This is a genomic window from Neglectibacter sp. X4, from assembly GCF_009917365.1.
GTDB lineage: Bacteria > Bacillota > Clostridia > Oscillospirales > Acutalibacteraceae > Acutalibacter.
Genome location: NZ_QWLE01000014.1, coordinates 1 through 23,639 on the forward strand (window position 1 = coordinate 1; position 23,639 = coordinate 23,639).

The window sequence follows — 23,639 nt, forward strand, 5'->3', positions numbered from 1 at the left end:
AAAACCATTGTACCAGAAGGGCTGGCGGGTCTTCAACTTTCATTTTAGTTTACAGTACGAATATTCTCAAAAGGAGGAATTTTTATGAAATTCGCTTTAATTACCGGAGCGACAAGCGGAATTGGATATGAGTTGGCAAAGTTATTTGCCAAAAACGAATATGGCCTAATCCTAGTATCATCAAGTCAAGATCATTTAGATAATGTCAAGAAAAAGCTGCAAGGACATTATTCTACACCTATCTATGTTATTGAACAGGATTTAACTCAAATTGGGGCAGCATATGAGGTTTATCAGAAAGTAACAAAAGAACAAGTACCTGTTACAGTTCTAGTGAACAATGCAGGTTTTGGGCTTGTTGGCGCAACAAATGAAATCGACTTGAAGCAAGACGAACAGATGATAATAATTAACACGTTGAATCTTGTAATATTAACTAAATTGTTTATCGCGGAGATGTATAAATGCGGTCAAGGGAAAATACTAAATGTTGCTTCGACAGGTGCATTTCAACCCGGTCCATATACTTCAACCTATTTTGCAAGTAAAGCGTTTGTATTGAGCTATTCCAGAGCTATAAGATATGAGGCAAAATCAAAAGGTGTCCAAATTTCAACACTTTGCCCCGGAGCAACTAGGACAAACTTTTTCGTTCGAGAGGGAACGGTTACTCCCACAAATTCTATGACCGCTGAAAAGGTTGCTCAAATTGCCTTTTCGGGTTTAATGAAAAATAAGGAGATAATTATTCCCGGTTTGAAAAACAGATTACTACAACTTTTCCCAACTAAGATTAAAATGATTAGTGTTGCCTTTAGGGACAACTCCTTATTGCGCAGATGGTGGTTTGACATGACGGTGTAGCCACGGTTGCGCTCCACGCGGAAAACTGCCATAGTGTAATACTCCTTTGCGGTAGATTTGTTACGCAGTAGAAGCGCGATTTTGAGGGGTCAGGTATAAACACCTTGCCCCGCCAAAACCGCGCCCGAAAAACCGTATGGCGCAAGGCTTCTTATGCCCCTACTGTGTAACAAAGGGCATAAAAAAAGCGGCGTCCCTTTTCTCCCCGCGTGGGGAGTGAAGAAACGCCGTCATGGTCGGTATATGAAATTGTCATGGTATAGGGGCTATCTGTGTGCTGCCCTCTCCGGGCGTCTGGCTCTCGCGGTGCTGTGCATATCAAGGCTCTTTCCTCAAAAGTAGTAAATCGGTAGTAAATTCCTTGTCCATATCCGCGAAAGTGCCTGTATTTCAAGGCTTTTCAGAGATAATCAAGGTTGTTTTTGATATAAGCAGTAAAGAATGATAAAGGGCATCCAACTGTTGCATTGGAAATGCTGCATTAAGATCGTTTTCATTTTCTAATGATGAGTATATTGAATAAAGCGAATAGCATATTGCCAGCAATCGACGATACGGATGACGTCCGCTCGCAGGATTTATTAGCAAAGCTTCTTCCAGCCTTTTTGAGTATTTAATAACCTCCATCATTTCATTTTCAGTTTTTCTAATATCTTCCAATATGCTGATTTTTTCTGGAGCAGATAGTTTGAAGCATTTTTTAAGCCGTTTATCATGCCCATCCATTAGATCGATGTTCTTTGTCGGAATTACAACATTATATGAATCGAGCAAACGAGCTTCATGAAACCCTGATGCACTTTGATATGCAAGTCCATCAAAACATGAGCTTTGCTGAATCCATTCCATTAAAAGCTGCGGAATAACATACTCTTCGTAATAATATGTATTGCTTTTTAAATATTTGTGGTCAATGCCTACAAAACATGCTATCCTTAAAGGTAAAGTAAGCAAATACTGTTCTATTGCTTCCAAACGATCTGCCTTTTGTTCGTCTGTTTTTGAATCATCATACTCTTGGAGATATTCACTCCCCTTTTTTGCGAAATGCAGAAATACCAATTTTTCCTGCAACTCATATAAACAAAAATGAAATACCTTTGGCATACCACTTTCCATCCATGCCAGTTCCAACATTTCATTTGCAAAAAGTTTTAACCCAGGGTATACAGATAAATATAGGCATGGGTCACCCGAAATGTTAAATCTCTGTGACGAGACACGCTGACGTTTGCTATAAGGTATATGAAACAACGCCTTCCTATCATAAGAACCATTTCCTTGACGAATCCGTACCATCAACGATTCCCGATCTATGGTAAGCTCCCTTATTGCCCCATCATGTTTTAACAATTGTATTAAGTCAGCAAATTGCTTTCTCTTTTCCAGATGCTGATGATTTTGATCCAATTTTAAAATGTTTAAAATTTTTTCACATTGTATTTTCATTTTTGGAATGATTTTTGCTGACAAATTATTATAAAAAGATGACGGAAAGTCATCGAAAACGGTCGCGGCTGAGTCAGTTAACTCCTTCAAAATACTATCATAATACTGTGACAGCAACTCAGTCATAGGCTGATGCTCTTGCATTATCGTTATAAGCAAACTATATTTTTTTAGAATCTGATGAATATTGTAAATCATTCAATTCAACCCCTCTTTAAAAAAATTGCCGTAGCAAGCCACAGGACTTCGTTTACCGCTTCTTCTGCTGAATATATAGGGTGGCTCATCTTAACTTCAAACGGAATCCCCTCTATGATAATAATCTGCTTAATCACCATATTAATAACTACTGATAGCTTTGTCTCCAGCTTTTGTAATATTGCGGATGAATTCTCTTTGTCCTTCGCCGAAGTCTGCACCTACAGTAATGGCGTTTTTGTCGTAATCATCCCCTTATCGCCATTCTATAACATCGTCATTATATTGTAAAGCACCAAATGTCCGAAATGCTATCGTTAAAATTTGCACCCAAAGTCATGCTTGGATGCATTGTATCAAATTGTGGTACGCAAGCCAGATGGGATAGCCGATGAACACTATGTCTGCCCAGCACTGTCCTCTTTGGCCTGAACAGCTTTATGGTGGTAAATTACAATGCTGTGCTGAACCAATTTTCCTCAACCGCCGTGGTGGCGTTCGGGGTCTGCTGCCGTGTGACCGGGTTCTTCTACGCCATTGTGGGCACGCTGTGCAACTCCACCATTCCCATCCTGTCCTACAATCACGGAACCAAAAACAAGCGGCGCATTAACCTGGCCGTCCGCTACGGCTATATCTACGCCCTGTGCCTGATGGCGGTGGGCACGGTGCTGTGCATGGGTTTCCCGGAGGTGTTTCTGTGGATGTTCAACGCCACCGACGACATGATCGCCTCCGACATTGTGGGCCGTGGGAGTAGGATCGGTCTGATGACCGTCCCAATTGCAGTAGGGAAAATAGCTAATAGAACCCGAGAACTGATACGGATGGTGTGTACAGCGAATGAGGTAGAAATAATAGCGGGCCATGTAGGGAAGAACCATATACATCTTCTGGTATCCGTACCACCGCATCTGTCAGCAAGCAAATTGGTACAATATATCAAGCGCGGATTGTCAACGCGGTTCAATACGCACCATACACAAGCCGCCTTTTCGGTGTCCGACGCAATGCCCCGCGCTTCGCCGTAAAGCATTTTCGCAAGGGCTTCAACCTCTGCCGTGTCCGGTATGTATTCGGGCTTGTCCTCTTCAACCATCACAAGCGTCGGAAGGGGAGCGGGCAGCGCGTCTGCTTGCCCTGCTGCCGAAGGCGGCTTTTCCTCTGTCCCGCTCTGCGGCATAAGAAGGGCAAGCAAACCCGCTATTGTCAGAACCGCTATAACGGCGGATACGGTCAGCCGCCGAACTGCTTTCCGGTGGAGCGGGCGCGGGCTTGTCCGGCGCGGCGGACGGTGGGCGGCGCTGCTGTGCTGCGTATTCCCGCCGCTTTCGTTCGAGATTGCCAAATTCCCGCGTACCTCTTCAAAGTAGATCACATTCCCGCGCGGCTCTGTCCCCGTCATAGCTCCGCCCCTTCCGCGTCAAGCGAAAGCTACCATTTCGGATTGCTGCGGAATTCTTCGTTCGGGCAAACGTCGCAATTTTCGGCGCTGCACCCCGCGCAATACTGTTTATGAAAAGCGTCGTCCCACGGCGCTTCGAGAACCGGAAAGGAACGAAGGAAGCCCGCCAGCGTGGGCGCGTCCTTTGTGATTGCTTCAAAGACGGTCGCTTCCTGCCACTCCCGCTCTTTGATTGCTGCTTCGTCAATTACGCACCCGTTCGCGATTTTCTCTTTAAGAAGCTGAATGAACGGAATTGCCGCCGTTACGCAGCGTCGCGGTCTGCAAAAACTTCCGTATTGACTGAATAGCATTCGTTTTCGCTATCCCAATTCCAAAAGCGAATTTTGTACCGCATTTCTGCCATGTTGAATAGCCCCTTTCCTGTGGATTATTTCGCGGCGGCGGATCGACGGTTTCCGCGCTTCGCGATATTGTATTGAAAAACAGTCTGCGCGCGGCCGGCGCTATAAATCTTCCGCTTGTTCGCGTTCCGCTCTCCCGTGTACCCGCGCTTCAACTCTTCATAAACAGCCGCGACGCTGCGCCCGATCTGTGCGGCGATTTCCTCCACTCGAACGTCCGCGTTATGCAGCTTTTCGATCTCGCGGCGCTGATCGAATGTCAAATACGTGTATTTGTCCATCTTTTAACCTCCTTCCGCCGTCCACCGAGATAAAAAAATAAGCAGTAGAAAACACTCTGGTTTTCTCTGCTTTTAATGTTACTCTCTTCAAGGCACTCCCCAAAATAAAAAAAGGATTGACAAAAAGACTGATTTTCTGTATAGTGTACTCATTGCGTTTGCATCTGAAAAAGGGCGGCTCCCGAAGGAGGTGGGGCGGCCCATAAAAGCGGCCCTGTTCTTTCGCCGCGAAAGCTTTTTTGCTTTTGCTTTTTATCCTTTGCGGATGGCGATCCTCCGGGCGCGTGCCGGCAAGGCTCTTGCCGGGCGTCCCAACTGGGCCGGGTTATGTGTGAATAACAAAAGACACGCAAAACTTATTTCGCAAAGGGGATGCAGAAAATTGAACAACACCATTCTTTCCTTACAAAACATCGCTGTGTCTTATGGCGGGGAGCAGGTGCTGGGGGGCTTCCACCTGGATATCCAGGACGGGGAGTTCGTCACACTGTTAGGCCCTTCCGGCTGCGGCAAAACCACGGTTTTGCGCACCATCGGAGGCTTTATCCAGCCGGACGCGGGGGATGTGTTTTTTTATGGGAAAAACATCACGGCCCTGCCGCCGCACAAGCGGGAGGTAAACACCATTTTCCAGAAATACGCCTTGTTCCCTCACCTGAACGTGTATGACAATATCGCTTTCGGGATGCGTATCAAAGGGAAAAACGAGAGGGAAATAAAGGCCACAGTCCATGAGATGCTCTCCATGGTGAACCTTACGGGCTATGCCCACCGGGGGATAAGCCAGCTTTCCGGAGGGCAGCAGCAGCGGGTGGCTATTGCCAGGGCCTTGGCAAACGAGCCGAAGGTGCTGCTTTTGGACGAGCCTTTAGGCGCTTTGGACTTGAAGCTGCGCAAGGACATGCAGGTGGAGCTGAAAAAGATACAGCAGCAGACAGGCATTACCTTTGTGTTTGTCACCCATGACCAGGAGGAGGCTTTGTCCATGTCTGACACAGTGGTGGTGATGGACGGGGGGGATATCCAGCAGATAGGCACGCCTACGGATATCTATAACGAACCGAAGAACGCCTTTGTGGCAGACTTTATCGGGGAGTCCAACATCCTGGACGGCCTGATGCTGGAGGACTACAGCGTCCGCTTTGCCGGGCACACCTTCCAGTGTTTGGACAAGGGCTTTGGGAAAAACACCCCGGTGGACGTGGTGATACGGCCGGAGGACATTGACGTGGTGCAGGCAGATTCCACCCACATCACCGGAGAGGTTACAGCCGTTACCTTCAAGGGCGTGCACTATGAAATTATTGTGGACGTGGCGGGCTTTAAATGGATGATACAGTCTACAGACTTCCGGGCTGTGGGGGATCGCATCGGCCTGTCCCTGACCCCGGACGACATCCACGTAATGGCGAAGTCGGAATACTCCGGCAGGTTCGGGGATTACAGCACCTTCTCGGATGAAATGGACGAGGATATGCAGGCGGCAGGGGAAGAGGAGGGCAAAGCAGATGAAGGCTAAATCCAGGCTCCTCTCCGCGCCCTACACGGTGTGGATGACTATTTTTATCGTGCTGCCCATGCTTTTGGTGGCATGGTTCGCTTTTACCGACAGGGCGGGCCATTTCACCCTGGAAAATATCCTGAGCGTGGGGCAGTATTCCAATGTGTTCCTGCGTTCCATCTGGCTGGGGGCGGTGGCGACCTTTATCTCCCTGGTGATGGGCTATCCTTTGGCCTATATCATTTCTAAAATGAGCGCCAAGCGCCAGAGCGTGATGGTGATGCTGGTGATGCTGCCTATGTGGATGAATTTCCTTCTGCGCACCTATGCCTGGATGACGCTGTTAGAGGACAACGGCCTGATAAACGCGGCCCTCAGGGCTTTGGGGTTTAACGGCATACATATGATAAACACAGCGGGGGCTGTGGTGCTGGGAATGGTGTATAATTACATCCCTTATATGATTCTGCCCCTGTATTCTGTCCTGACAAAGATTGACCAGAGCGTAATAGAGGCAGCGGAGGATTTGGGCGCAAACAGCCGCCAAGTGTTTTTCAAGGTGGTGGTGCCCATGTCCATGCCCGGCATTATCTCCGGCGTGACTATGGTGTTTGTGCCGGCGGTGAGCACCTTCATCATCTCCAAGATGCTGGGGGGCGGTGCGAACCTTCTCATTGGCGACCTGATTGACATGCAGTTTTTAGGCAGCGCCTATAATCCCAATTTAGGCTCCGCCATCTCCCTGGTGCTGATGGTGATTATCCTTATCTGCATGGGCATTATGAACCAGTTTGACGACGGGGAGCCAGGGGAAGGGGGTGTGTTGCTGTGAAAAAGACAGGCGGCCGGATTTACACCTTCCTGGTGTTCTTGTTCCTTTACGCGCCGATTTTGGTGCTTATTGTCTTTTCCTTCAACGATACGGAGACGGCCAGCCGCACGGTGTGGAGCGGCTTCTCCTTTAAATGGTATCAGAAGCTTTTTGAGGACAGGCTGATTCTGGAGGCTTTGCGCAACACCCTGCTGATTGCCGTAATAGCGGCGGCGGCTTCCACAGTGCTGGGCACAGTGGCGGCTGTGGGGATTAACTCCATGAAGCGCCTGCCCCAGCGGATCCTGATGAATATTACCAACTTCCCCATGGTGAACCCGGAAATTGTTACAGGCGTTTCCATGATGCTGCTGTTCGTGTTTGCCGTAGGGCTGTTTGGCGGGCGCAGCCTGGGCATGGGTTCTATCATCGCGGCCCACATCACCTTCTGCCTGCCCTATGTCATTTTGTCTGTGCTGCCAAAGCTTAGGCAGATGGATCCAAACCTCTATGAGGCCGCCCAGGACTTGGGCTGCCCGCCTGTAAAGGCCTTTTTCAAGGTGGTGCTGCCGGAAATCATGCCTGGGGTGGTGACAGGGATGATTATGGCCTTCACCCTGTCCATCGACGATTTTGTTATCAGCTATTTCACCAGCGGCACCACCCAGACCCTGCCTATTTATATCTACTCCATGACCAGGAAGCGGGTAAGCCCGGAGATAAACGCCCTGTCCACTGTGCTCTTTGCGGTGGTGATGGCGCTGCTCATTGTGGTGAACGTGCGCCAGGGCCGGGGAAGGCGCCCGGCAAAGGAGGAAGGCTAATGAAAAAGATACTTGCTTTCCTTTTCGGCCTGTGCCTGCTCTGCGCCCCCCTTCCGGCCTCTGCCTCTGAGGGCGTTACCATTAACGTGTATAACTGGGGGGAGTATATCGCAAACGGCACAGACGGCTCCATGGACGTAAACGCGGAGTTTACCCGCCGCACCGGCATTAACGTAAACTATACCACCTTTGACAGCAATGAGTCCCTCTATTCCAAGCTGGCTGGGGGCGGGGCGGATTATGACATCATCATCCCCTCGGACTACATGGTGTCAAAGCTGATAAGCGAGGGCCGCCTGGCCCCCCTGGATTTTGAGAATATCCCCAACTTCCAGTATATTGACAAGCAGTTCCAAAACCCCAGCTATGACCCGGAAAACCTCTATTCCGTCCCCTACACCTGGGGGGTGGTGGGCATCTTCTACAACACGGACTACGTGGAGGAGGTGACAAGCTGGGACGCGCTGTGGGACAGCCGGTATGCCGGGAAAATCCTCACCTTTGATAACCCCCGGGACGCCTTTGCCATTGCCCAGTTCCGGCTGGGGCTTGATGTGAATTCCACGAATCCGGACGATTGGGAGGAAGCGGCCCAGCTTTTAAAGGGGCAGAAGCCCCTTGTCCAGGCCTATGTGATGGATCAGATTTTTGATAAGATGGAAAGCGGGGAGGCCTGGCTTGCCCCCTACTATTCCGGGGACGCGGCTATCCTGGTGGACAACAGCGACACTATTGCCTTTGCCGTACCGGAGGAGGGAACCAATTTCTTTGTGGACGCCATCTGCATCCCCGCCACCTCCCAGCACAAGGCCGAGGCCGAAGCTTATATCAACTTCCTGTGCGAGCCGGAAATCTCCGGGGCTAACATGGACTATGTGGGGTATTCCACCCCGGAGACAGCGGCAAAGGAATATCTGGATCCGGAGGTGGCGGACAGCCCCCTGCATTATCCCAGCGGGGAGGTTGTGGCAAAAGCCCAGGTTTTCGTGAACCTGCCCCAGGAGGTCAGCAGTTTGGTAGACAAGCTGTGGGCCGAGGTGAAAATGGGCGGGCCAGGGGAATCGGCGGTGCTTATCGCCATTATCCTGGGCTTTCTGGCAGTGTACATCGCCATTATTCTCTATAAACGGCGGAAGCGCAAAAGGGAAATGGAATAGCGGTTTTCAGATCAAACCCTTTCTCAAAAAGGTTTGCAGGCTGTGGGACAATACGTTCACAAGGCGAACGTTTAGTCCCGCGGCCTTAAAAAAGGCAGGTGGAATATTATGCTAAACGGCATAGAGGGCCTGCGGGCCGACTGTATGCAGTGCAAAAAATGCGGGCTGTGCGAAACCCGGAACCATGTGGTGTTCGGGGTGGGGCACCCCCAGGCAAAAGTCATGCTGGTGGGGGAAGGCCCTGGCGAGCACGAGGACTTGGAGGGGGAACCCTTTGTGGGCCGGGGCGGGCAGCTTCTGGACAAGCTGCTGGCGGCGGTGGATCTGGACAGGCACACGAATATCTATATTACCAACATCGTCAAGTGCCGGCCGCCGAAAAACCGGGATCCCCTGCCTGAGGAGCAGGAGGCCTGCATCAACTGGCTGCGGGCGCAGTTTGCCATCCTGCGGCCGAAAATCATTGTGTGCCTGGGCCGGGTGGCGGCCATGCGGATGATAAAGCCTGACATTAAAATTACCAAAGAGCATGGCCTTTTCGCAGAGAAAAACGGGGTGGTGATGATGCCCACCCTGCACCCGGCAGCCCTGCTGCGCAACCCCTCCCAAAAGCCGGCGGCCTTTGAGGATTTCCTGAAGCTGCGGGAGAAAATTGATGAGCTGGGCTGCGATGTGGCAAAGCTGCCATGAGAAAAGGGCTTGAAATTTTGGCGGCAGGGTAGTACAATGAAAGCAGGAAAACCTGTATATTTAAGGAGGAGTTTGCTATGAAAGTTATGGTGGAGACTTCAGCCCATCATGTCCATGTGTCTGACGCCGATCTGGCTGTGCTGTTCGGGGAGGGCGCAACCCTTACCAATAAGAAGGATTTAAGCCAGCCCGGGCAGTTTGCCTGCGTGGAAAAGGTTGAGGTGGTAGGCCCGAAGGGTTCCATGTCCATGTCTATTTTAGGGCCGACCCGCAAGGAAACCCAGGTGGAAATCTCCCTGACAGACGCCCGCAAGCTGGGCGTTACCGCGCCCATCCGGGAGTCCGGCGACCTAGAGGGTACCCCTGGCTGCACCTTGAAAGGGCCTAAGGGAGAAGTTGCCATTGAGAAAGGCGTCATTGCCGCCAAGCGCCACATTCATTTTGCCCCTGCCGAGGCAGAGGAAGCCGGCGTGGTGGACAAGCAGATTGTTTCTGTGAAGGTGGATTACAACGGCCGCAGCCTGACCTTTGGGGACGTGGTGTGCCGGGTGAACCCTGCCTATGCCCTTGCCATGCATGTGGACACGGATGAATCCAACGCCGCTGCCCTGCCGGGCACAGTGGATGGAGAAATTGTGCTGTAAGATTTCTGGAGAATGAGAAGTCCCCCGCCTGCTGGCGGGGGACTTGCTTATCTCTCGGAAACCACTTGCAAGGCGAGTGGTTCAAAAGAAGGCTTTTGCCAATGATGTAAAAAGGAAAATACCTTTTTCTGTAGAATAAGCTTGCGTTCTTTATTTTGGGGAGTGCCGGCACCCATTGCAAAATTCTGAAAATTTTTGTTGCGCCCCGGGCCAAACATGGTATAATAACCTTACAGGTTATTATACTTGATTTCAAATTTGCCCCGCCCAGTTCTTCCCTCCGGTCAGACGGGCCATGGGCAGATACCACAAGCACAAAGCGGCAAACTCGTAAGAAAGGAGCGGGTGCCGGGCACAAAAGGCTGCGGCTTCATGCCTTTTGCAACCCCCTGCACCCCATGCAATTTTATGAACCTTTGGGTATTTTCCTGCCAAATTCTGCCTTTGTGGGGCGGCTTTTTCGCCCTGTACTTTATCCTGCGCCGGGAGGGCCTTGCACGCCAGAGCCTGATAGCCAAATGCGGCGGCAGCTTTCTGGCAGTGGGCTCAGCGGGGTCGGCCCTGTACCTACGGGGGATAAACCCCTTCTCCCAGCCGGTGTTCTGGTTCTTCCTCCTGTGTACGGCGGCGGACGCCCTGCTGGAAATCCGCTTTGTCGCCGGGATGCTGGTGTTCGGCGCCGCCCATGCCTGCCTTGTTATTTGGCTTTGGGAAGCGGCCCCGCCCTCCCTGTGGAGCCTGTGCCTGTGGGTGCTGGCCTATGCCTGCACCGCATTCCTGTTCCGCCGGGAGCTTCCCAAGCTGGGAAAGCTGACGGTTCCCTTCTGCCTGTATCCCGGCCTGCTGGGGGCTTCCCTGGCCCTGGCGCTGCCCCTGCCCTTTTTGGCGGGGCCTGCGTGGTGGCCTGCCGCCATAGGGGCCTTGTGCTTCTTTGTTTCCGACATGATGGTAGCCAAAGGGGAGCTTTCCGGCCTGCCGCCCAAATTCCAAAAGCCTGTGATGCTGCTCTATTGGGCGGCGCTGTACCTGCTAAGCTGGCCCTTGTGGGCAGGGATATGAAGGAGAAAAAACCATGACAGAGAAAACCTTTTCCACGCCTATGGGGCAGATTCACTACTGGACAGCGGAAGCCCCCGGCAGGCCCTGGCTTGTGTTCCTGCCCGGCCTTACGGCGGACCGCCGGCTTTTTGACAAGCAGACCCAGGCCCTTTCCCCCCGCTTTAACTGCCTTGTGTGGGACGCCCCTGCCCATGGCGCTTCCCGGCCCTTTACGCTGGCGTTTTCCATGGAGGATCTCACCTGCTGGCTTCATGCCATCCTGGAGCGGGAGGGTATAAAAAAGCCCCTGCTTGTGGGGCAGTCCATGGGCGGGTGCATTGCCCAAAGCTATAGGAAGGCTTATCCTGAAAGCGCGGCGGGGCTTGTTACCATAGACGCCCCGCCCCTGGGCCGCCGCTATTACACCAGGGCCGAACTGTGGCTTTTAAAGCACACCAAATGGATGTACCGCTCCATCCCCTGGGGGCTGCTGCAAAAATGCGGGGTTGCGGGCACGTCGGAAAGCCCCTATGGGCGCGGCCTGATGAAGGAGATGATGGCGGGCTACCGGAAGGAGGAATACTGCGCCCTTGCCACCCATGGCTACAAGCTGCTGGCCCAGGCTGTAGAGGCCTATGGGGAAAGCACCCTTGCCTGCCCGGCGCTGCTGCTGTGCGGGGAAAAAGATGGGGCGGGTTCCTGCAGGCGGTATGACAAGGCCTGGGCAAAGGCTGAGGGCCTGCCCCTGGTTTGGGTGCCGGAAGCGGGGCACAACGCCAACACAGACGCGCCGGATTTTGTAAACAGCCATATAGAGGGCTTTGCCCGGAAACTTTTTCTGTAATTGGAGGGAAACCCATGGAAGAAAACGCCATGCTGAAAGCCATTTTGAACAGCTACCCCTACCCCATCGTCTTTGTAGACGATACCTACACCATCCGCTATATGAACCGCTATGCCCAATACCATTATTACCAGGAACGGGGCTACCGGGATCTGATTGGGAAGTCCCTTTTCGACTGTCACGACAAGGACAGCTCTAAGGAGCGCATCAAGGTTGCCTTTGAAAAGATGAAAAGCGACGGCAAGGAAGCCTTTGTGGGGGTGAACCTGCGGAACCTCCGCATTTACATGCAGCCCGTGCGGGATGAGCAGGGAAAGCTTATCGGCTTTTTCGAGCGCTTCGAGCAGAACCTGCGCATAGACAAAAAGGCATGACAGAAAGATGCCCGGCCCCCTAGCAGAGGCCGGGCATCTTTTTTCTTCTTGTCAGCTTTCCTGCATGGGGCAAATCACTCAGTATTTTGATCTGCCTATGCCTTCCGCCGTTATCACGATGTTGTTAATCCGCACCCCCAGCACGTCGGAAAGCTTCACAGGCACCTCTGTGCTGAAAATCGCGCTCTGCTTGCGGTGAAGCTCCTCCACAGCCTCCCATTCCTTGTCCCAGGCATAACCGGAACTGACGCGTATACCGCCGGTGTCAACCTCGCAGGCAACCACCTTCCTGCTGCACAGGATCTCCACGGTTTCAATTTTCTCATCATGGATATCGCATCCGGAAATCCGCAGGCCGCCGTCTATAATGGTAATTTCGCTAATATCCATCCCAGCCTGCCACAGGGCCTCATAGCCGCAGGAGGGCAGGAAGGAGGCTTTGGGGATTTCCACCCCGTTTATCTCCACAGCCGTCACGTTCTGCGCATCAAATTCCCGCTCCGGCTGATACCAGTGCTCCTCTGTGTCAGAGCCGGAAGTCCCTGCGCTGACATCATATGTGCAGGCAAGCTTTTCCTCCCCGCACACCAGGGAAACAGACTGCACAGAGTCATAAAGATCCCGGCTGCCCCGCAGGCATACCCCTTCCTGAGTGGCCTTCACACCAGTAATGTGTACCCACTGCTCCCAAAGCGCTTCATACCCCGCCGTGTCCCACAGGCTCCCGGCGGCCAGGGGCCTTTCCGCGCCGTTTATCCGCAGGGCAGAGGCCTCCTGGACCCTTTGCCCGCCGGCAGGGGCAAATTCCACCGAACCCAGGGTGTAATATTCCTTCACTTCGCCCGTTCCGTCCTGGGCCCAGGCAGTCTGGAAATGCCCGCTGTTTTCCTGCCGCTGGAAGGGGACTGCCGTATCCCCGCACACCAGCTCCAGGCTGTCCACCCCGCCGATGCCTTTATAATTTGCCCCGTCAGCCTCCGGCCCGCTGAGGAACACGCCCCAGGGGGTAATCTCCAGCTTATCCACCCGCACGTCCCCCACCTGCATGGGGCCGTACACTGCCATATTGCTGGGCAGCTCCTCTCCCAGGGGGAATTCCGCCTGGATGTCCTCCTCCGCCTGCTGGGAGGTGTGGGTCATGGCAAAGAACTCGTATTCATCCAGTTCCTCCGGGGAAATCTCAAAGTAATACTCCTCATACTTGGGGCCAAAATAGGAGGGCCACGCAATGGGCCTGCCTGCTTCGTCCAGTTCAAAGAAGCTGGAGCTGGCAGACTTGAACATATAGTAATCAGAAAGCTCCTTGCTGCCAGGGTTTTCCTCCTGCAGAGCCTGGATTTTTTCAGCGGTCTTTTGCCCTTCTCCCGCCTTTGCGCAGACAATGGTGCATTGGGTGTAGGGCGTGCCCTCTGTCCGCCCGGGCAGATACACCTGCACGCAGAATTTCCCGTTTACAAAGCCTATCCCGGTTATTTTCAGCCCGCTGCCTGCAAACAGTTCCTCCCCCTCCGCAGGCTTCAGCGCCGACCACAGCCTGCCGTCTCTATAGTCAGTGTCTCCCGTTTCCTCCACAGGCTGCGGCAAAAGGTCTGCCCCCTGTTTCCGGAATTCCTCCACAGCAAAATCCTCCGCGCCCTTGCTGTTCCAGACGCGCACGCCGGAAGGCTCTTCCATATTGGCGCTGCCGTATATATATTGCGCATACACAGGAAGTGTTTTCGGGTTTGTCCAGGCCCCGCTCACATCCAGGGGAATATAATCCTCCTGCTGGAGAGTTTTCGTGACAGCCAGAAGGCTCAGCTTCACCTGGGCGCCCTCCACGTCATAGGTGTCGTTGGTGTCGAAATCCATGCGGCACAGGGCAGTCTGGGTTTCTGCGTCGTAATGCAGCACCCGGTTATACCACATGGCCCCGTCCAGCAGCTCGTTATCCACCTTGGGGAATTCCTTGTTGAGCTTCAGCCGGGCGATAACATCCATGTTTCCGCTTAAGCGGTTTTCCTTCTCCTTGTCCTGAAGGGTGAAATAAACGGACAGAGCGTCCTCTGTGTTGGTGGTGCCCAGCACCTCCAGCAGCAGGCCATCCTTTTCCGCCTGGGCCAGGGCAGGCGCGCCCAAAAGCCCCTTCCCCGCCTCCAAAAGCATGTTCCGGAAGCCGGGCACAGCCGCCGCGGCCGCCGTCAGGGAAATGCACAGCACCAGCACCAGTGCCAGCGCGGCCGTGGCAAACCGCCGGGGCTTTACAGGCCCCACCCAGCGGACGCCCCTGCGCCTGTCCGCCATGCGGCGCAGGGTGTCCTCTACCAGCCGGCTTTCCGGAGCCAGCCGCTCGTTCATGGAATCGTATGTCTGCTTAAACATTCTGTAAACCCTCCTCTTCCAGTATCTCCTTCATCATGGCCCTGGCCCGTTTAAGCTGCTGGCGCACCGCGGCAGGCTTTGCCCCGGTTATTCTGCCTATCTCCGCCGCAGGCAGATCCTCCCAGTAAAACAGGTGCAGCACCACCCGGTATTTAGGCGGCAGCTTTAAAAGCTCCTGGTGCAGCCCCCACTGATCCCTGGTTTCAAAAGGCAGGCTTTCATCCAAGGGCACGTGCCGTTTGTGCCAGGGGGCACGCCATACGTTCCGGCAGCAGTTCAGGGTGACCCGCAAAAACCAGGCCTTCTCGTGCTCCTGGCTTTCAAAAGCAGGCTCCTTCTCCACATACCGCAAAAACACCTCCTGGAATACGTCCTCCGCGTCCGCTTTGCTGCGCAGTTGGGCAAAGGCCAGCCTGTAGACCCGCGGCCCCTGCCGGGCCACTATCTCCTCGTCCTGCCGCCGTTTTTCCTCTTCCACACGCTTCCCTCCCTTCTGCCCTCTATACGTTCCAGCATAGCGGATTGTGACAAACCCGCCCTGTTTTTTTATAAATCGGCAGAAAGCCTGCGTCCGATAGGCAATTCTGCTATATTTTTCCTTGCGTATTCCCGGGAAAAGCGGTATGCTTATCTAGGGCTTGTTTGAAAAATCGCAAACACCGTCTTTTTGTCCAAAACAGGCGTTTCCTGTGTTGGAAATCCTCGACAGGCGACAGCCTGTCTTGCGGTTTCCGCCTTGAAAACCACCTTGTTTTGTCTTAAAAATCCGGCACTTTCTCTATTTTCAAACAAGCCCTAAAAAGCAGAATTTATTTTCTGCGTTGGAGGAGGAGAATATCGAGATGAAAAAGAAAGCACCTACCCGCATCCTGTCCCTGGCGCTGGCAGCGGCGCTGCTCTGCAGCCTGCCCGTTTTCGCACAGGCCGCTGTTTCCACAGGGTCAGCGGGCGGCAGCACCCGTTGGGCATATGACAGCTCCGCCCGCACCCTAACCTTCACAGGCTCCGGCTCCACCGGGGATTACCGCTGGTCCAGCTCGGCGGCAGGCAAGTGCACGTATATGTCCGTCCTGATGAAATCCCGCACTGTCGCTGTGAAAGAGGGTATCACCCGCTTGGGTGACAGCTTTCTCGCCAACGGCGGCAATTCCATATCCAGTGTAAGCCTGCCCCAGTCCCTGCGGGAAATAGGGCCTTTTGCTTTTATGGAAACCAGGAAACTGAAAAGCATTACCATTCCCGCCGGCGTCAGGAAAATTGATCATGGCGCTTTTGCCCAAAGCGGGATTGCGGACGTCTATTTTGAAGGCACCCGCGCCCAGTGGGACGCCATAGACAAGGCGCCTAACGCAAGCTTCGCCCCCGGGGTAGACGGCCTGAAAAACGCCGCCATCCATTTCCTGGGCGACACGCCCTATCCCGGCACTCCCTTTACAGACATCAACAGCCATTGGGGCCGGGAGGCCGTCAAGTGGGCCTATGGGGAAAAGCTTTTCAGCGGCGTAAGCGGGACGGAGTTCGGCCCTGAGGGCAGGATGGAGCGGGGCATGCTGGTCACAGTGCTCCACCGCCTGGCAGGAGAGCCTGCGCCTCAAAGCGCCTGCGCCTTTACAGATGTGCCCAAAGGCAGGTATTACGAGAAGGCCGTGGCCTGGGCCTCTGAAAACGGCATTGTCAGCGGGGAGGGCGGCGGCCGCTTTGGGCCTGGCGGCAAAATAACACGGGAGCAGGCGGCAAAAATCCTCTATAGCTATGCGGTGAAGTATGGGAAGGATGTCTCCATCCGCCCCGGCGCCCTTTCCGGTTTTTCCGATCAGGAAAAAATATCCTCCTGGGCACAGGAAGCTATGGAATGGGCCGTCTCCCACGGCGTACTCAATGGCAGCGGCGGGAAGCTGAATCCCGGCGGCACAGCCAGCCGGGCCGAGGTTGCCCAGATCTTCTACAACAGCCGCGCCCTTCTGGCATAAAGCAGAGCTATAAACAAATATCACAGGAACCGCAGGGACACAAACAGCCCTTGCGGTTCTTTTTTGCGCCCAGGGCCAGCTCTATGTGTAAATTAAAAAAATCAAGCAGTTTTATTAAAAAAATTGATTTTATTATTGACAAAATTAAATTCACAGCGTATACTGTAGAAAACGCAAAAGAAAGGGACGGTACCGGGCAGGGGAGGGCTGCTTTGTACCGCATGGTGATGAAAATGGGCAGAGAACAATACCACGCGCCGGCAAAGTGTCCGGTGTGCGGACAGACTATGGAGGTAACCCGGCTACAGTGTACCTGCTGCGGCTCTGAGCTTACCGGGCGCTTTTCCCCCTGCAGGTTCTGCGCCTTAGAGGAAAAGCACCTCTCTTTTATCGAAACCTTCCTGCGGTGCCGCGGATCCATTAAAGAGGTGGAAAAGGAGCTGGGGGTAAGCTATCCCACTGTAAAGAATATGCTGGAAGCAGCCCTGGGCGCTTTGCAGCTTGAGTCTCCCCAGGAGCGGCAGGCCAGGCGGAAGGAGGAGAAAGCCGACGTACTTTCCCGGCTCTCCCAGGGGGATCTGACTGTAGAGCAGGCCGTGGAGGAGCTGAACCGCCTGCGGGGGAAAAACTGACCTGATAATATTTTGAAGAAAGGGAGGAGCCGGCTTGCGCCGGCGGCGACAGATATGGACAGCGAGAAGCGCAGAATTTTAGAGATGGTGGGAGAGGGAAAAATCTCCCAGGAGGATGCCCTGCGGCTGTTAGACGCCCTGGAGGACGAGCGGGTGGACCGTGCTTTTGAGGACGCCATGGCCCGCCTGCGGGAAAATCCAGGCGGCCCTGCCGGGCAGCCCCAGGCCGGACCCGGGCCTGCGGAGCCAGAGGTCATGCCGCCCCAGCCGGCGGAAGGGGATATCTGGGGGGAAGTGGAAGAAGCCGCCCGGGAAGTGGGCCAGGTGCTCAGCCAAACAGCCGCCGTAACCATGGACGCCATTGCGGAAGGGATGCAGTGGGCCAAGGGCGCAGTGCAGAAAATCCCCGGGGTGTCTGTGTGGTGGGGAAACCAGCAGGATATCCCCGAAGGCGAGCAGCCCCTTCCCTATCATTACCCCGACGGCAGCACCCAGGTCAGCAAGCTGGACATCCAGTGGGTAAACGGCCCGGTAGAAATCGTCCCCTGGGAAGGCCAGTGGGTAAACGTGACGGAATACGCCCAATACCCTTTGCAGGAAAGCCAGCAGTTAGAGCTTACCGTAACAGACGGGGGTACCATGCGCATCCGCTGGACAAAAGACAAAAGCTTCTGGAAGGGCCTGCGGCTTTCCAAATACCTGCTGGTGCAGGTGCCCGCGGCCATGGGGCTGGAAAAAATCAAGGTGGAAAATGTTTCCGGCAGCGTGCAGGCGGAAAACCTTCACGGAGAGGATTTCTCCCTGAGCACCACCTCGGGCCAGATAGAGGCCCTGGGCCTGCGGGCGGAAAAGCTGAAGCTGGCCTCTGTTTCCGGCAGGGTATACGGGAAAAACCTCCAGGCCGGGCTGATTGACGCTGGCTCCACTTCCGGAAAGGTAGACCTGTATGGCTTTGGGTGCCAGCGGCTGAAGGCCAACACAGTTTCCGGCTCCATCCATCTGTATGGCAACGGGGAAAGCCTGCAGGCCAAAAGCGTTTCCGGCAAAATCACCCTGCAAACAGAGCCGCTTACAGAGCGGATCCGGCTGGAAAGCCTTTCAGGCCGCCTCACCCTGCTGCTGCCCCAGGGCTTCCCAGAGTCTCCGGGCTTCCGGGCAGACTTTGACTCCATGTCCGGCAGCTTTTCCAGCGGCTTCCCTGTAGGCGGGATCCTGGGCGGGAAGTCGGGCCAGGCAGTGTATGGGCAGGGAGAAATGAAAATCCACCTGCACACCCTTTCCGGCAAAATGGAAATACAGCCTGTGCTGGAAGAAAGTGCCTCCCCCGCGCCCTAACGCCAGCCAGCCATCAAATGCCCCCTGTCTTTTTAGGCAGGGGGCATTTAGCCTGTTTTCATCCTCTTACGCGTTACAGGCAATGCAGTTCCAATAGGTGTGCACCGTAGATATAAACCGCGTGTTCGGACACTCCCCAATATTTTCCAAAGCTTGCATTGTTCTTCTGTTTTGTGGTATGCTATTGTTAGAAATATGATATGATATGCTATGGGGAATTTTATGAAAAAACTGCTTGCACTGTTTTTAACCCTCCTGCTTTCTGCAGCCGCCCAAAAGGCCGCCGCAGTGGCAGAGCCTGCTTTGCTGCCTTTTCAGGATGTAAAGCAGGGCGACTGGTTCTATGACGCTGTGTCATACGCCTATGGGGAAAAGCTGTTCCAAGGTGTTTCAGCCAGCTCCTTCAACCCCTCCGGACAAATGGACAGGGCCATGTTTGTCACAGTTCTTGCAAACTTAGCCGGGGCAGACACCTCCAGCTTTACCCAGCAGCATTTTACAGACACAGCCCCCGGGCAGTGGTATACGAAAAATGTGGAGTGGGCCGCTTCCTTCGGCATCGTCTCCGGCATGGGCAATTTCCAGTTTGCCCCCCGCAGCCCCATCACCCGGGAGCAGATGGCAGCGCTGCTGTACCGCTTTGCCGAAGCCGCAGGCAACGACATGTACGTAAGCGGCAGCCCGGCAGGCTTTACAGATTACAACAAAATCTCCAGCTACGCTAAAACCGCTATGGACTGGGCCATCAGCAAAAAACTGATCCGCGGCCTTTCGGAAACCGTTCTGGATCCCCAGGGCACTGCCACCCGCGCCCAAGCCGCCCAGATTTTCTGCAACGCCCAAAGCGTCCTGCTGAAAAAACAGGTGGCAGCCCCGCCTGTGGCCCTGCCCCTGCCCACGGAAATTGACAAAAAGCTTTACACCATGACACTGGAAGAAAAGGTGGGCCAGCTTTTCCTTCCCCGCTTTCCAGGCAAGGATGCAAGCACCTGGACAAAGGGCTATTTCCCAGCAGGCTACGTCCTGTTTGCCAAAGACTTTTCCGGCAAAACAAAAGCCCAGGTGCAAAACATGCTCTCAGAGTGCCAGTCCGCAGCAGAAACGCCCCTGTTCCTGGGGGTGGACGAGGAAGGCGGCACAGTGGTGCGGGTAAGCTCCAACAAGAATTTGGCAAGCGCCCCCTTTGCCTCTCCGCAGAAGGTATACCAGCAGGGAGGCGTGGAAGGCATCAAGCAGGACACTGAGAAAAAGGCAGCGCTGCTGCTGGATTTGGGCCTGAACCTGAACCTGGCCCCAGTGTGCGATATCTCCACCGACCCCGGGGACTACATCTATGCCCGCACCCTGGGCGTTCCCGCAGAGGAAGCCGTCCAGGTGACAGCAGAGCTGGTGGGAGTCATGGAGAAGCAGAACCTTTCCAGCACCCTGAAGCACTTCCCTGGCTATGGCAATAACCTGGACACCCACACAGGCATTGCCGTGGACGAGCGGCCTTACCAGCAGTTCCAGGAGGAGGATTTTCTCCCCTTTGCAGCCGGCATAGAGGCTGGTGCCCCCAGCGTGCTGGTGTCCCACAACATTATCAACTGCATGGATCCTTCTAATCCCGCCTCCCTCTCCAAGCCTGTGCATGATATCTTGCGGGAGGAGCTGGGCTTTGAAGGGGTCATCATGACCGACGACCTTTCCATGGATGCCATCAAACTGTATACAAACCGCCAGTCCCCGGCGGTAACAGCCTTTCTGGCAGGCAACGATCTGCTGCTCACCTCCGACTGGAAAGCAGACTATGACGCTCTTTTAGCCGCCGCCAAAAGCGGGGAAATCCCCTTAACGCGGATAGAGGAATCTGTGCGGCGCACCCTGGAATGGAAGGCAAAAAAGGGCCTGCTGTGATGGGATGCTCCCTGCAACAGGCCCTGGGTTCCTTTTCTTTATGCTGCCCTATAAGAACCTGTATTCACAACCAGGACCCCCTCCCGCCCTTTTCTTTTCGCCCTCCGAAAATATTTCTAAAATTTTTCAAAACAGGGGGTGACTTTTAGACAAATTTGTGATATACTGATAACAACCTAAAACAAATCCCCAAGAGGTGTATTGGTTATGCTCAAAAACTGGATGCCCCCGGAAAAACCGGAAAAAGAAGAGCTGAAGGCCCGCCTGAAGGCCGCCCAAGAAAAGCTTGCCCTCCAGCAGATGCAGCTTAAAGACAGGAAGCTGCCTGTGCTGGTTCTCATTGAGGGCTGGGGCGCCGCCGGCAAGGGAAGCGCCATCGGCCGGGTTATCCGCAATATTGACCCCCGCTTTTTCAAGGTGTTCTCCATGGGCGCTCCCACCGAGGAGGAGCAGCGCCTGCCTTTCCTGTACCGCTATTTTGAGAAAATCCCGGAGGCCGGAAAGTTCACGTTCCTGGATTCCGGCTGGATGGACGAAATTATGAAGGACAGGCTCCAGGGCGGCATGAGCGACGAGGTGTATGCCCAGCGGGTGGACAGCGTAAAGCGGTTCGAGCGGCAGCTCACCGACAACGGCTATCTGGTGCTGAAATTCTTCTTTAACATAAACAAAAAGGAGCAGGCAAAGCGCATTGACGGCCTGCTGGAAGATAAAGACACTGCCTGGCGGGTAGGCCGCCGGGACGTGTGGCAAAACCGCCATTATGAAGACTGCCTGGATGCCTTTGACCGGTATCTTACCGATACCAACACCCCCAGCGCCCCCTGGTACTTAATAGACGCGAAAAACAAGAAATTTGCGGAGCTGCAGGTGATGGAAACCCTGTGCATGGGCATTGAAACAGCCCTGCACAACGACAAGCTGGCAGTGCCCCTGCTGCAAAACGCCTTCCCCTTAGTGAAAATGCCTAAGCTGAAGGATGTGCCTTTAGACAAAACCATCAGCGATGAAGAATATAAGTCGGAGCTTGACCGCCTCCAGGCAAAGCTGCGGATGCTCCACAACCGGCTGTACCGCAAGCGGGTGCCTGTCATCATGGTATACGAGGGCTGGGACGCTGCCGGCAAGGGCGGCAACATCAAGCGGGTAACCGGGGCTTTGGATCCCCGGGGGTTTGAGGTGCATCCCATTGCCAGCCCGGAGCCTAAAGAAAAAGCCCGGCACTATCTGTGGCGTTTCTGGACGCGCCTGCCCAAAACAGGCCACATCGCCATTTTCGACCGGAGCTGGTATGGACGGGTTATGGTAGAGCGCCTGGAGGGCTTCTGCTCTGAAAACGACTGGCAGCGGGCCTTTTATGAGATGAACGAGTTTGAACAGGAGCTTCACAACTGGGGCGCTGTCATCCTGAAATTCTGGGTGCATATAGATTCCGACACCCAGTTGGCCCGTTTCACCGACCGCCAGAACACCCCCTCGAAGCAGTGGAAAATCACAGATGAGGACTGGCGCAACCGGGAAAAATGGGACGAATATGAAATGGCCATTGACGAAATGCTGCAAAAAACCAGCACCACCTTTGCGCCTTGGCATATCTTAGAGTCCGTAGACAAAAAGTATGCCCGTATTAAGGCGCTGCAAATTGTGGTGGACACCCTGGAAAAGGCCCTTGATTAAATCCGATTAAAAGACTTCATTTTCTTCTTTCCTTATTTATACTGAGGGGGAGGCTGTAAAAAGCCTCCCCCTTGGTATCTTTTTATGAAGCAGCTTCCCAGCTATGCCAGCCGCTTGGACATCACCTCATAGTGGGTGCAGTAAACCAAAGCGGTTTCCTTGGTTATCCGCCCTTCCCGGCAAAGCTTCAGCAGGCTGCCGTCCATGGTACACATGCCGTCGGTAGCGCCGGACTGGAGAACAGATTCCAACTGGTGCAGCTTATCCTCCCGGATCATATTCTGGATGGCGTTGGTGCTCTTCATAATCTCAAAAACCGGAATCAGCCCGCCGTCCACGCTGGGCACCAACTGCTGGCACACCACGCCTTTGAGAAGCTGGGAAAGCTGGATTTTCACCTGTTGCTGCTGGTTTGCCGGGAACACGTCGATAATGCGGGTGATGGTGTGGGCCACGCTGCTGGTATGTAGGGTGCTGAACAGCAAAAGCCCTGTTTCCGTAGCGGTGATGGCGGCGGATACGGTGTCGTAATCCCGCATTTCTCCCAGCAAAATCACGTCCGGGCTTTCCCGCAGGGCAGAGCGCAGCGCCGCCGGATAGCCGGGGGTGTCGATAGAGATTTCCCGCTGGGTGACAATAGCCTTTTCATGGCGGTAAATATACTCAATGGGATCCTCCATGGTGATGATGTGGCAGTCACGGCCCTGGTTAATGCGCTGAATCATGCAGGCAATGGTGGTGGATTTCCCTGTGCCCACCGCCCCGGTAACCAGCACCAGCCCTTTCTGGTTCTCCGCCAGGGACAGCACCTCCTCCGGGATGCCCAAAGCCGCCGGATCCGGCAGGCCGAACTGAATAAGCCGTATCACAGCCGCCAGCGTGCCCCGCTGCCGGAACACATTCACCCGGAAGCGCCCCAGGCCCCCAATGGCAAAAGAGAAGTCATCGTCCTCACCCCGGCAGAGGTGGGTGTCCTCCCGCTTGGCAACGGTGTAAATCTGCTCCACAAACCGCTGGGTGTCCGCAGGCTTGCAGAAGCCCTCCCCCCAGCGCTCCTGGTGCCCCTTTATTTTCAAGGTAATGGGCAGGCCCGCCACCAGAAAGATGTCTGACGCCTGCTCGTTACACGCCCTCTCTAAAAGCTCCTGTATGTCCATAGTGTTTATCCTTTCCTCCTCCAACTCTTTGAGATCCTCCACAGGGCAAAAAGAATGGTATAATAACCTCACAGGTTATTATACCATAAGCGCAAAGCGCGTTGGTACTGCCCGTCGCCCGTCTGAC

22 protein-coding genes and 1 pseudogene are annotated in these 23,639 nt (G+C 54.1%); 16 read left to right on the forward strand and 7 right to left on the reverse strand.

Features of this window, described 5'->3' with window-relative positions:
* Positions 1 to 84: 84 nt before the first annotated feature.
* Positions 85 to 864 carry an SDR family oxidoreductase gene (locus tag D1841_RS07455; RefSeq protein ID WP_160642717.1) on the forward strand — a complete coding sequence of 260 codons (780 nt, stop codon included), beginning with the start codon at positions 85 to 87 and terminating at the stop codon, positions 862 to 864.
* On the opposite strand, the pseudogene D1841_RS19090 reads toward D1841_RS07455, so the two are convergent.
* A pseudogene (locus D1841_RS19090) lies at positions 810 to 932 on the reverse strand (helix-turn-helix domain-containing protein); the annotation flags it as partial. The gene D1841_RS07455 and the pseudogene D1841_RS19090 sit on opposite strands and share 55 nt — an antisense overlap.
* Positions 933 to 1,254: 322 nt before the next feature.
* Complete coding sequence (locus tag D1841_RS07460) at positions 1,255 to 2,511, reverse strand: hypothetical protein (protein WP_160642716.1); 1,257 nt, start codon at positions 2,509 to 2,511, stop codon at positions 1,255 to 1,257.
* A 440-nt stretch (positions 2,512 to 2,951) separates the two neighbouring features.
* Between D1841_RS07460 and D1841_RS07470 the strand changes: the two genes are divergently transcribed.
* Complete coding sequence (locus D1841_RS07470; RefSeq protein WP_160642714.1) at positions 2,952 to 3,542, forward strand: transposase; 591 nt, start codon at positions 2,952 to 2,954, stop codon at positions 3,540 to 3,542.
* Between the two features lie 403 nt (positions 3,543 to 3,945).
* Here D1841_RS07470 and D1841_RS07475 read toward each other — a convergent pair whose 3' ends face one another.
* Both D1841_RS07475 and D1841_RS07480 read right to left on the reverse strand, forming a co-directional pair.
* On the reverse strand, positions 3,946 to 4,269 hold the full coding sequence (locus tag D1841_RS07475) for a hypothetical protein (RefSeq protein WP_160642713.1): 324 nt from the start codon (positions 4,267 to 4,269) through the stop codon (positions 3,946 to 3,948).
* 77 nt (positions 4,270 to 4,346) lie between these two features.
* Positions 4,347 to 4,601, reverse strand: coding sequence for a helix-turn-helix domain-containing protein (locus D1841_RS07480; RefSeq protein WP_160642712.1), 255 nt, complete (start codon positions 4,599 to 4,601; stop codon positions 4,347 to 4,349).
* Positions 4,602 to 4,983: 382 nt separating this feature from the next.
* Here D1841_RS07480 and D1841_RS07485 point away from each other — a divergent pair, with 382 nt between their 5' ends.
* The 9 genes from D1841_RS07485 to D1841_RS07525 all read left to right on the forward strand — a co-directional run bounded on the left by D1841_RS07485 (position 4,984) and on the right by D1841_RS07525 (position 12,484).
* Complete coding sequence (locus D1841_RS07485; protein WP_237076257.1) at positions 4,984 to 6,120, forward strand: ABC transporter ATP-binding protein; 1,137 nt, start codon at positions 4,984 to 4,986, stop codon at positions 6,118 to 6,120.
* Positions 6,110 to 6,934 (forward strand): ABC transporter permease, encoded by an 825-nt coding sequence (locus tag D1841_RS07490; RefSeq protein ID WP_160642711.1) that lies wholly within the window; start codon positions 6,110 to 6,112, stop codon positions 6,932 to 6,934. Before D1841_RS07485 ends, D1841_RS07490 begins: the two co-directional genes overlap by 11 nt.
* The gene (locus D1841_RS07495; protein WP_160642710.1) at positions 6,931 to 7,737 is read left to right on the forward strand and encodes an ABC transporter permease; all 807 of its coding nucleotides are present in this window, start codon (positions 6,931 to 6,933) and stop codon (positions 7,735 to 7,737) included. The genes D1841_RS07490 and D1841_RS07495 overlap by 4 nt, the downstream gene beginning before the upstream one ends.
* Positions 7,737 to 8,894: a PotD/PotF family extracellular solute-binding protein gene (locus tag D1841_RS07500; protein ID WP_160642709.1), complete on the forward strand. Its 1,158-nt coding sequence runs from the start codon at positions 7,737 to 7,739 to the stop codon at positions 8,892 to 8,894. The genes D1841_RS07495 and D1841_RS07500 overlap by 1 nt, the downstream gene beginning before the upstream one ends.
* 108 nt (positions 8,895 to 9,002) lie before the next feature.
* Positions 9,003 to 9,584 (forward strand): uracil-DNA glycosylase family protein, encoded by a 582-nt coding sequence (locus D1841_RS07505; protein ID WP_160642708.1) that lies wholly within the window; start codon positions 9,003 to 9,005, stop codon positions 9,582 to 9,584.
* Positions 9,585 to 9,661: 77 nt separating this feature from the next.
* Positions 9,662 to 10,228 carry a phosphate propanoyltransferase gene (gene pduL, locus D1841_RS07510; RefSeq protein WP_160642707.1) on the forward strand — a complete coding sequence of 189 codons (567 nt, stop codon included), beginning with the start codon at positions 9,662 to 9,664 and terminating at the stop codon, positions 10,226 to 10,228.
* A gap of 408 nt (positions 10,229 to 10,636) precedes the next feature.
* A complete protein-coding gene (locus D1841_RS07515) occupies positions 10,637 to 11,287 on the forward strand; it encodes a lysoplasmalogenase family protein (RefSeq protein WP_161879944.1) in 651 nt (216 codons plus the stop codon).
* Between the two features lie 13 nt (positions 11,288 to 11,300).
* Positions 11,301 to 12,110 carry an alpha/beta fold hydrolase gene (locus D1841_RS07520; protein WP_160642705.1) on the forward strand — a complete coding sequence of 270 codons (810 nt, stop codon included), beginning with the start codon at positions 11,301 to 11,303 and terminating at the stop codon, positions 12,108 to 12,110.
* Between the two features lie 14 nt (positions 12,111 to 12,124).
* The gene (locus D1841_RS07525; protein WP_160642704.1) at positions 12,125 to 12,484 is read left to right on the forward strand and encodes a PAS domain-containing protein; all 360 of its coding nucleotides are present in this window, start codon (positions 12,125 to 12,127) and stop codon (positions 12,482 to 12,484) included.
* A gap of 78 nt (positions 12,485 to 12,562) precedes the next feature.
* On the opposite strand, the gene D1841_RS07530 is transcribed toward D1841_RS07525, so the two are convergent.
* On the reverse strand, positions 12,563 to 14,845 hold the full coding sequence (locus D1841_RS07530) for a hypothetical protein (protein WP_160642703.1): 2,283 nt from the start codon (positions 14,843 to 14,845) through the stop codon (positions 12,563 to 12,565).
* The gene (locus tag D1841_RS07535) at positions 14,838 to 15,323 is read right to left on the reverse strand and encodes an RNA polymerase sigma factor (protein ID WP_160642702.1); all 486 of its coding nucleotides are present in this window, start codon (positions 15,321 to 15,323) and stop codon (positions 14,838 to 14,840) included. The genes D1841_RS07530 and D1841_RS07535 overlap by 8 nt, the downstream gene beginning before the upstream one ends.
* 364 nt (positions 15,324 to 15,687) lie before the next feature.
* Here D1841_RS07535 and D1841_RS07540 point away from each other — a divergent pair, with 364 nt between their 5' ends.
* From D1841_RS07540 to pap, 5 genes are all read left to right on the forward strand, one after another.
* Positions 15,688 to 16,815, forward strand: a complete 1,128-nt coding sequence (locus tag D1841_RS07540) for an S-layer homology domain-containing protein (RefSeq protein WP_160642700.1) — start codon at positions 15,688 to 15,690, stop codon at positions 16,813 to 16,815.
* Between the two features lie 221 nt (positions 16,816 to 17,036).
* A complete protein-coding gene (locus tag D1841_RS07545; RefSeq protein ID WP_237076256.1) occupies positions 17,037 to 17,447 on the forward strand; it encodes a DUF2089 domain-containing protein in 411 nt (136 codons plus the stop codon).
* 54 nt (positions 17,448 to 17,501) lie between these two features.
* Positions 17,502 to 18,782: a DUF4097 family beta strand repeat-containing protein gene (locus D1841_RS07550; RefSeq protein ID WP_160642699.1), complete on the forward strand. Its 1,281-nt coding sequence runs from the start codon at positions 17,502 to 17,504 to the stop codon at positions 18,780 to 18,782.
* A 222-nt stretch (positions 18,783 to 19,004) separates the two neighbouring features.
* Entirely contained in the window at positions 19,005 to 20,678 is a 1,674-nt protein-coding gene (locus D1841_RS07555; RefSeq protein ID WP_160642698.1) for a glycoside hydrolase family 3 N-terminal domain-containing protein, read from the forward strand.
* 207 nt (positions 20,679 to 20,885) lie between these two features.
* A complete protein-coding gene (pap, locus tag D1841_RS07560) occupies positions 20,886 to 22,355 on the forward strand; it encodes a polyphosphate:AMP phosphotransferase (RefSeq protein WP_160642697.1) in 1,470 nt (489 codons plus the stop codon).
* Positions 22,356 to 22,456: 101 nt separating this feature from the next.
* Here pap and D1841_RS07565 read toward each other — a convergent pair whose 3' ends face one another.
* Positions 22,457 to 23,512: a type IV pilus twitching motility protein PilT gene (locus tag D1841_RS07565; protein ID WP_160642696.1), complete on the reverse strand. Its 1,056-nt coding sequence runs from the start codon at positions 23,510 to 23,512 to the stop codon at positions 22,457 to 22,459.
* Between the last annotated feature and the right edge of the window lie 127 nt (positions 23,513 to 23,639).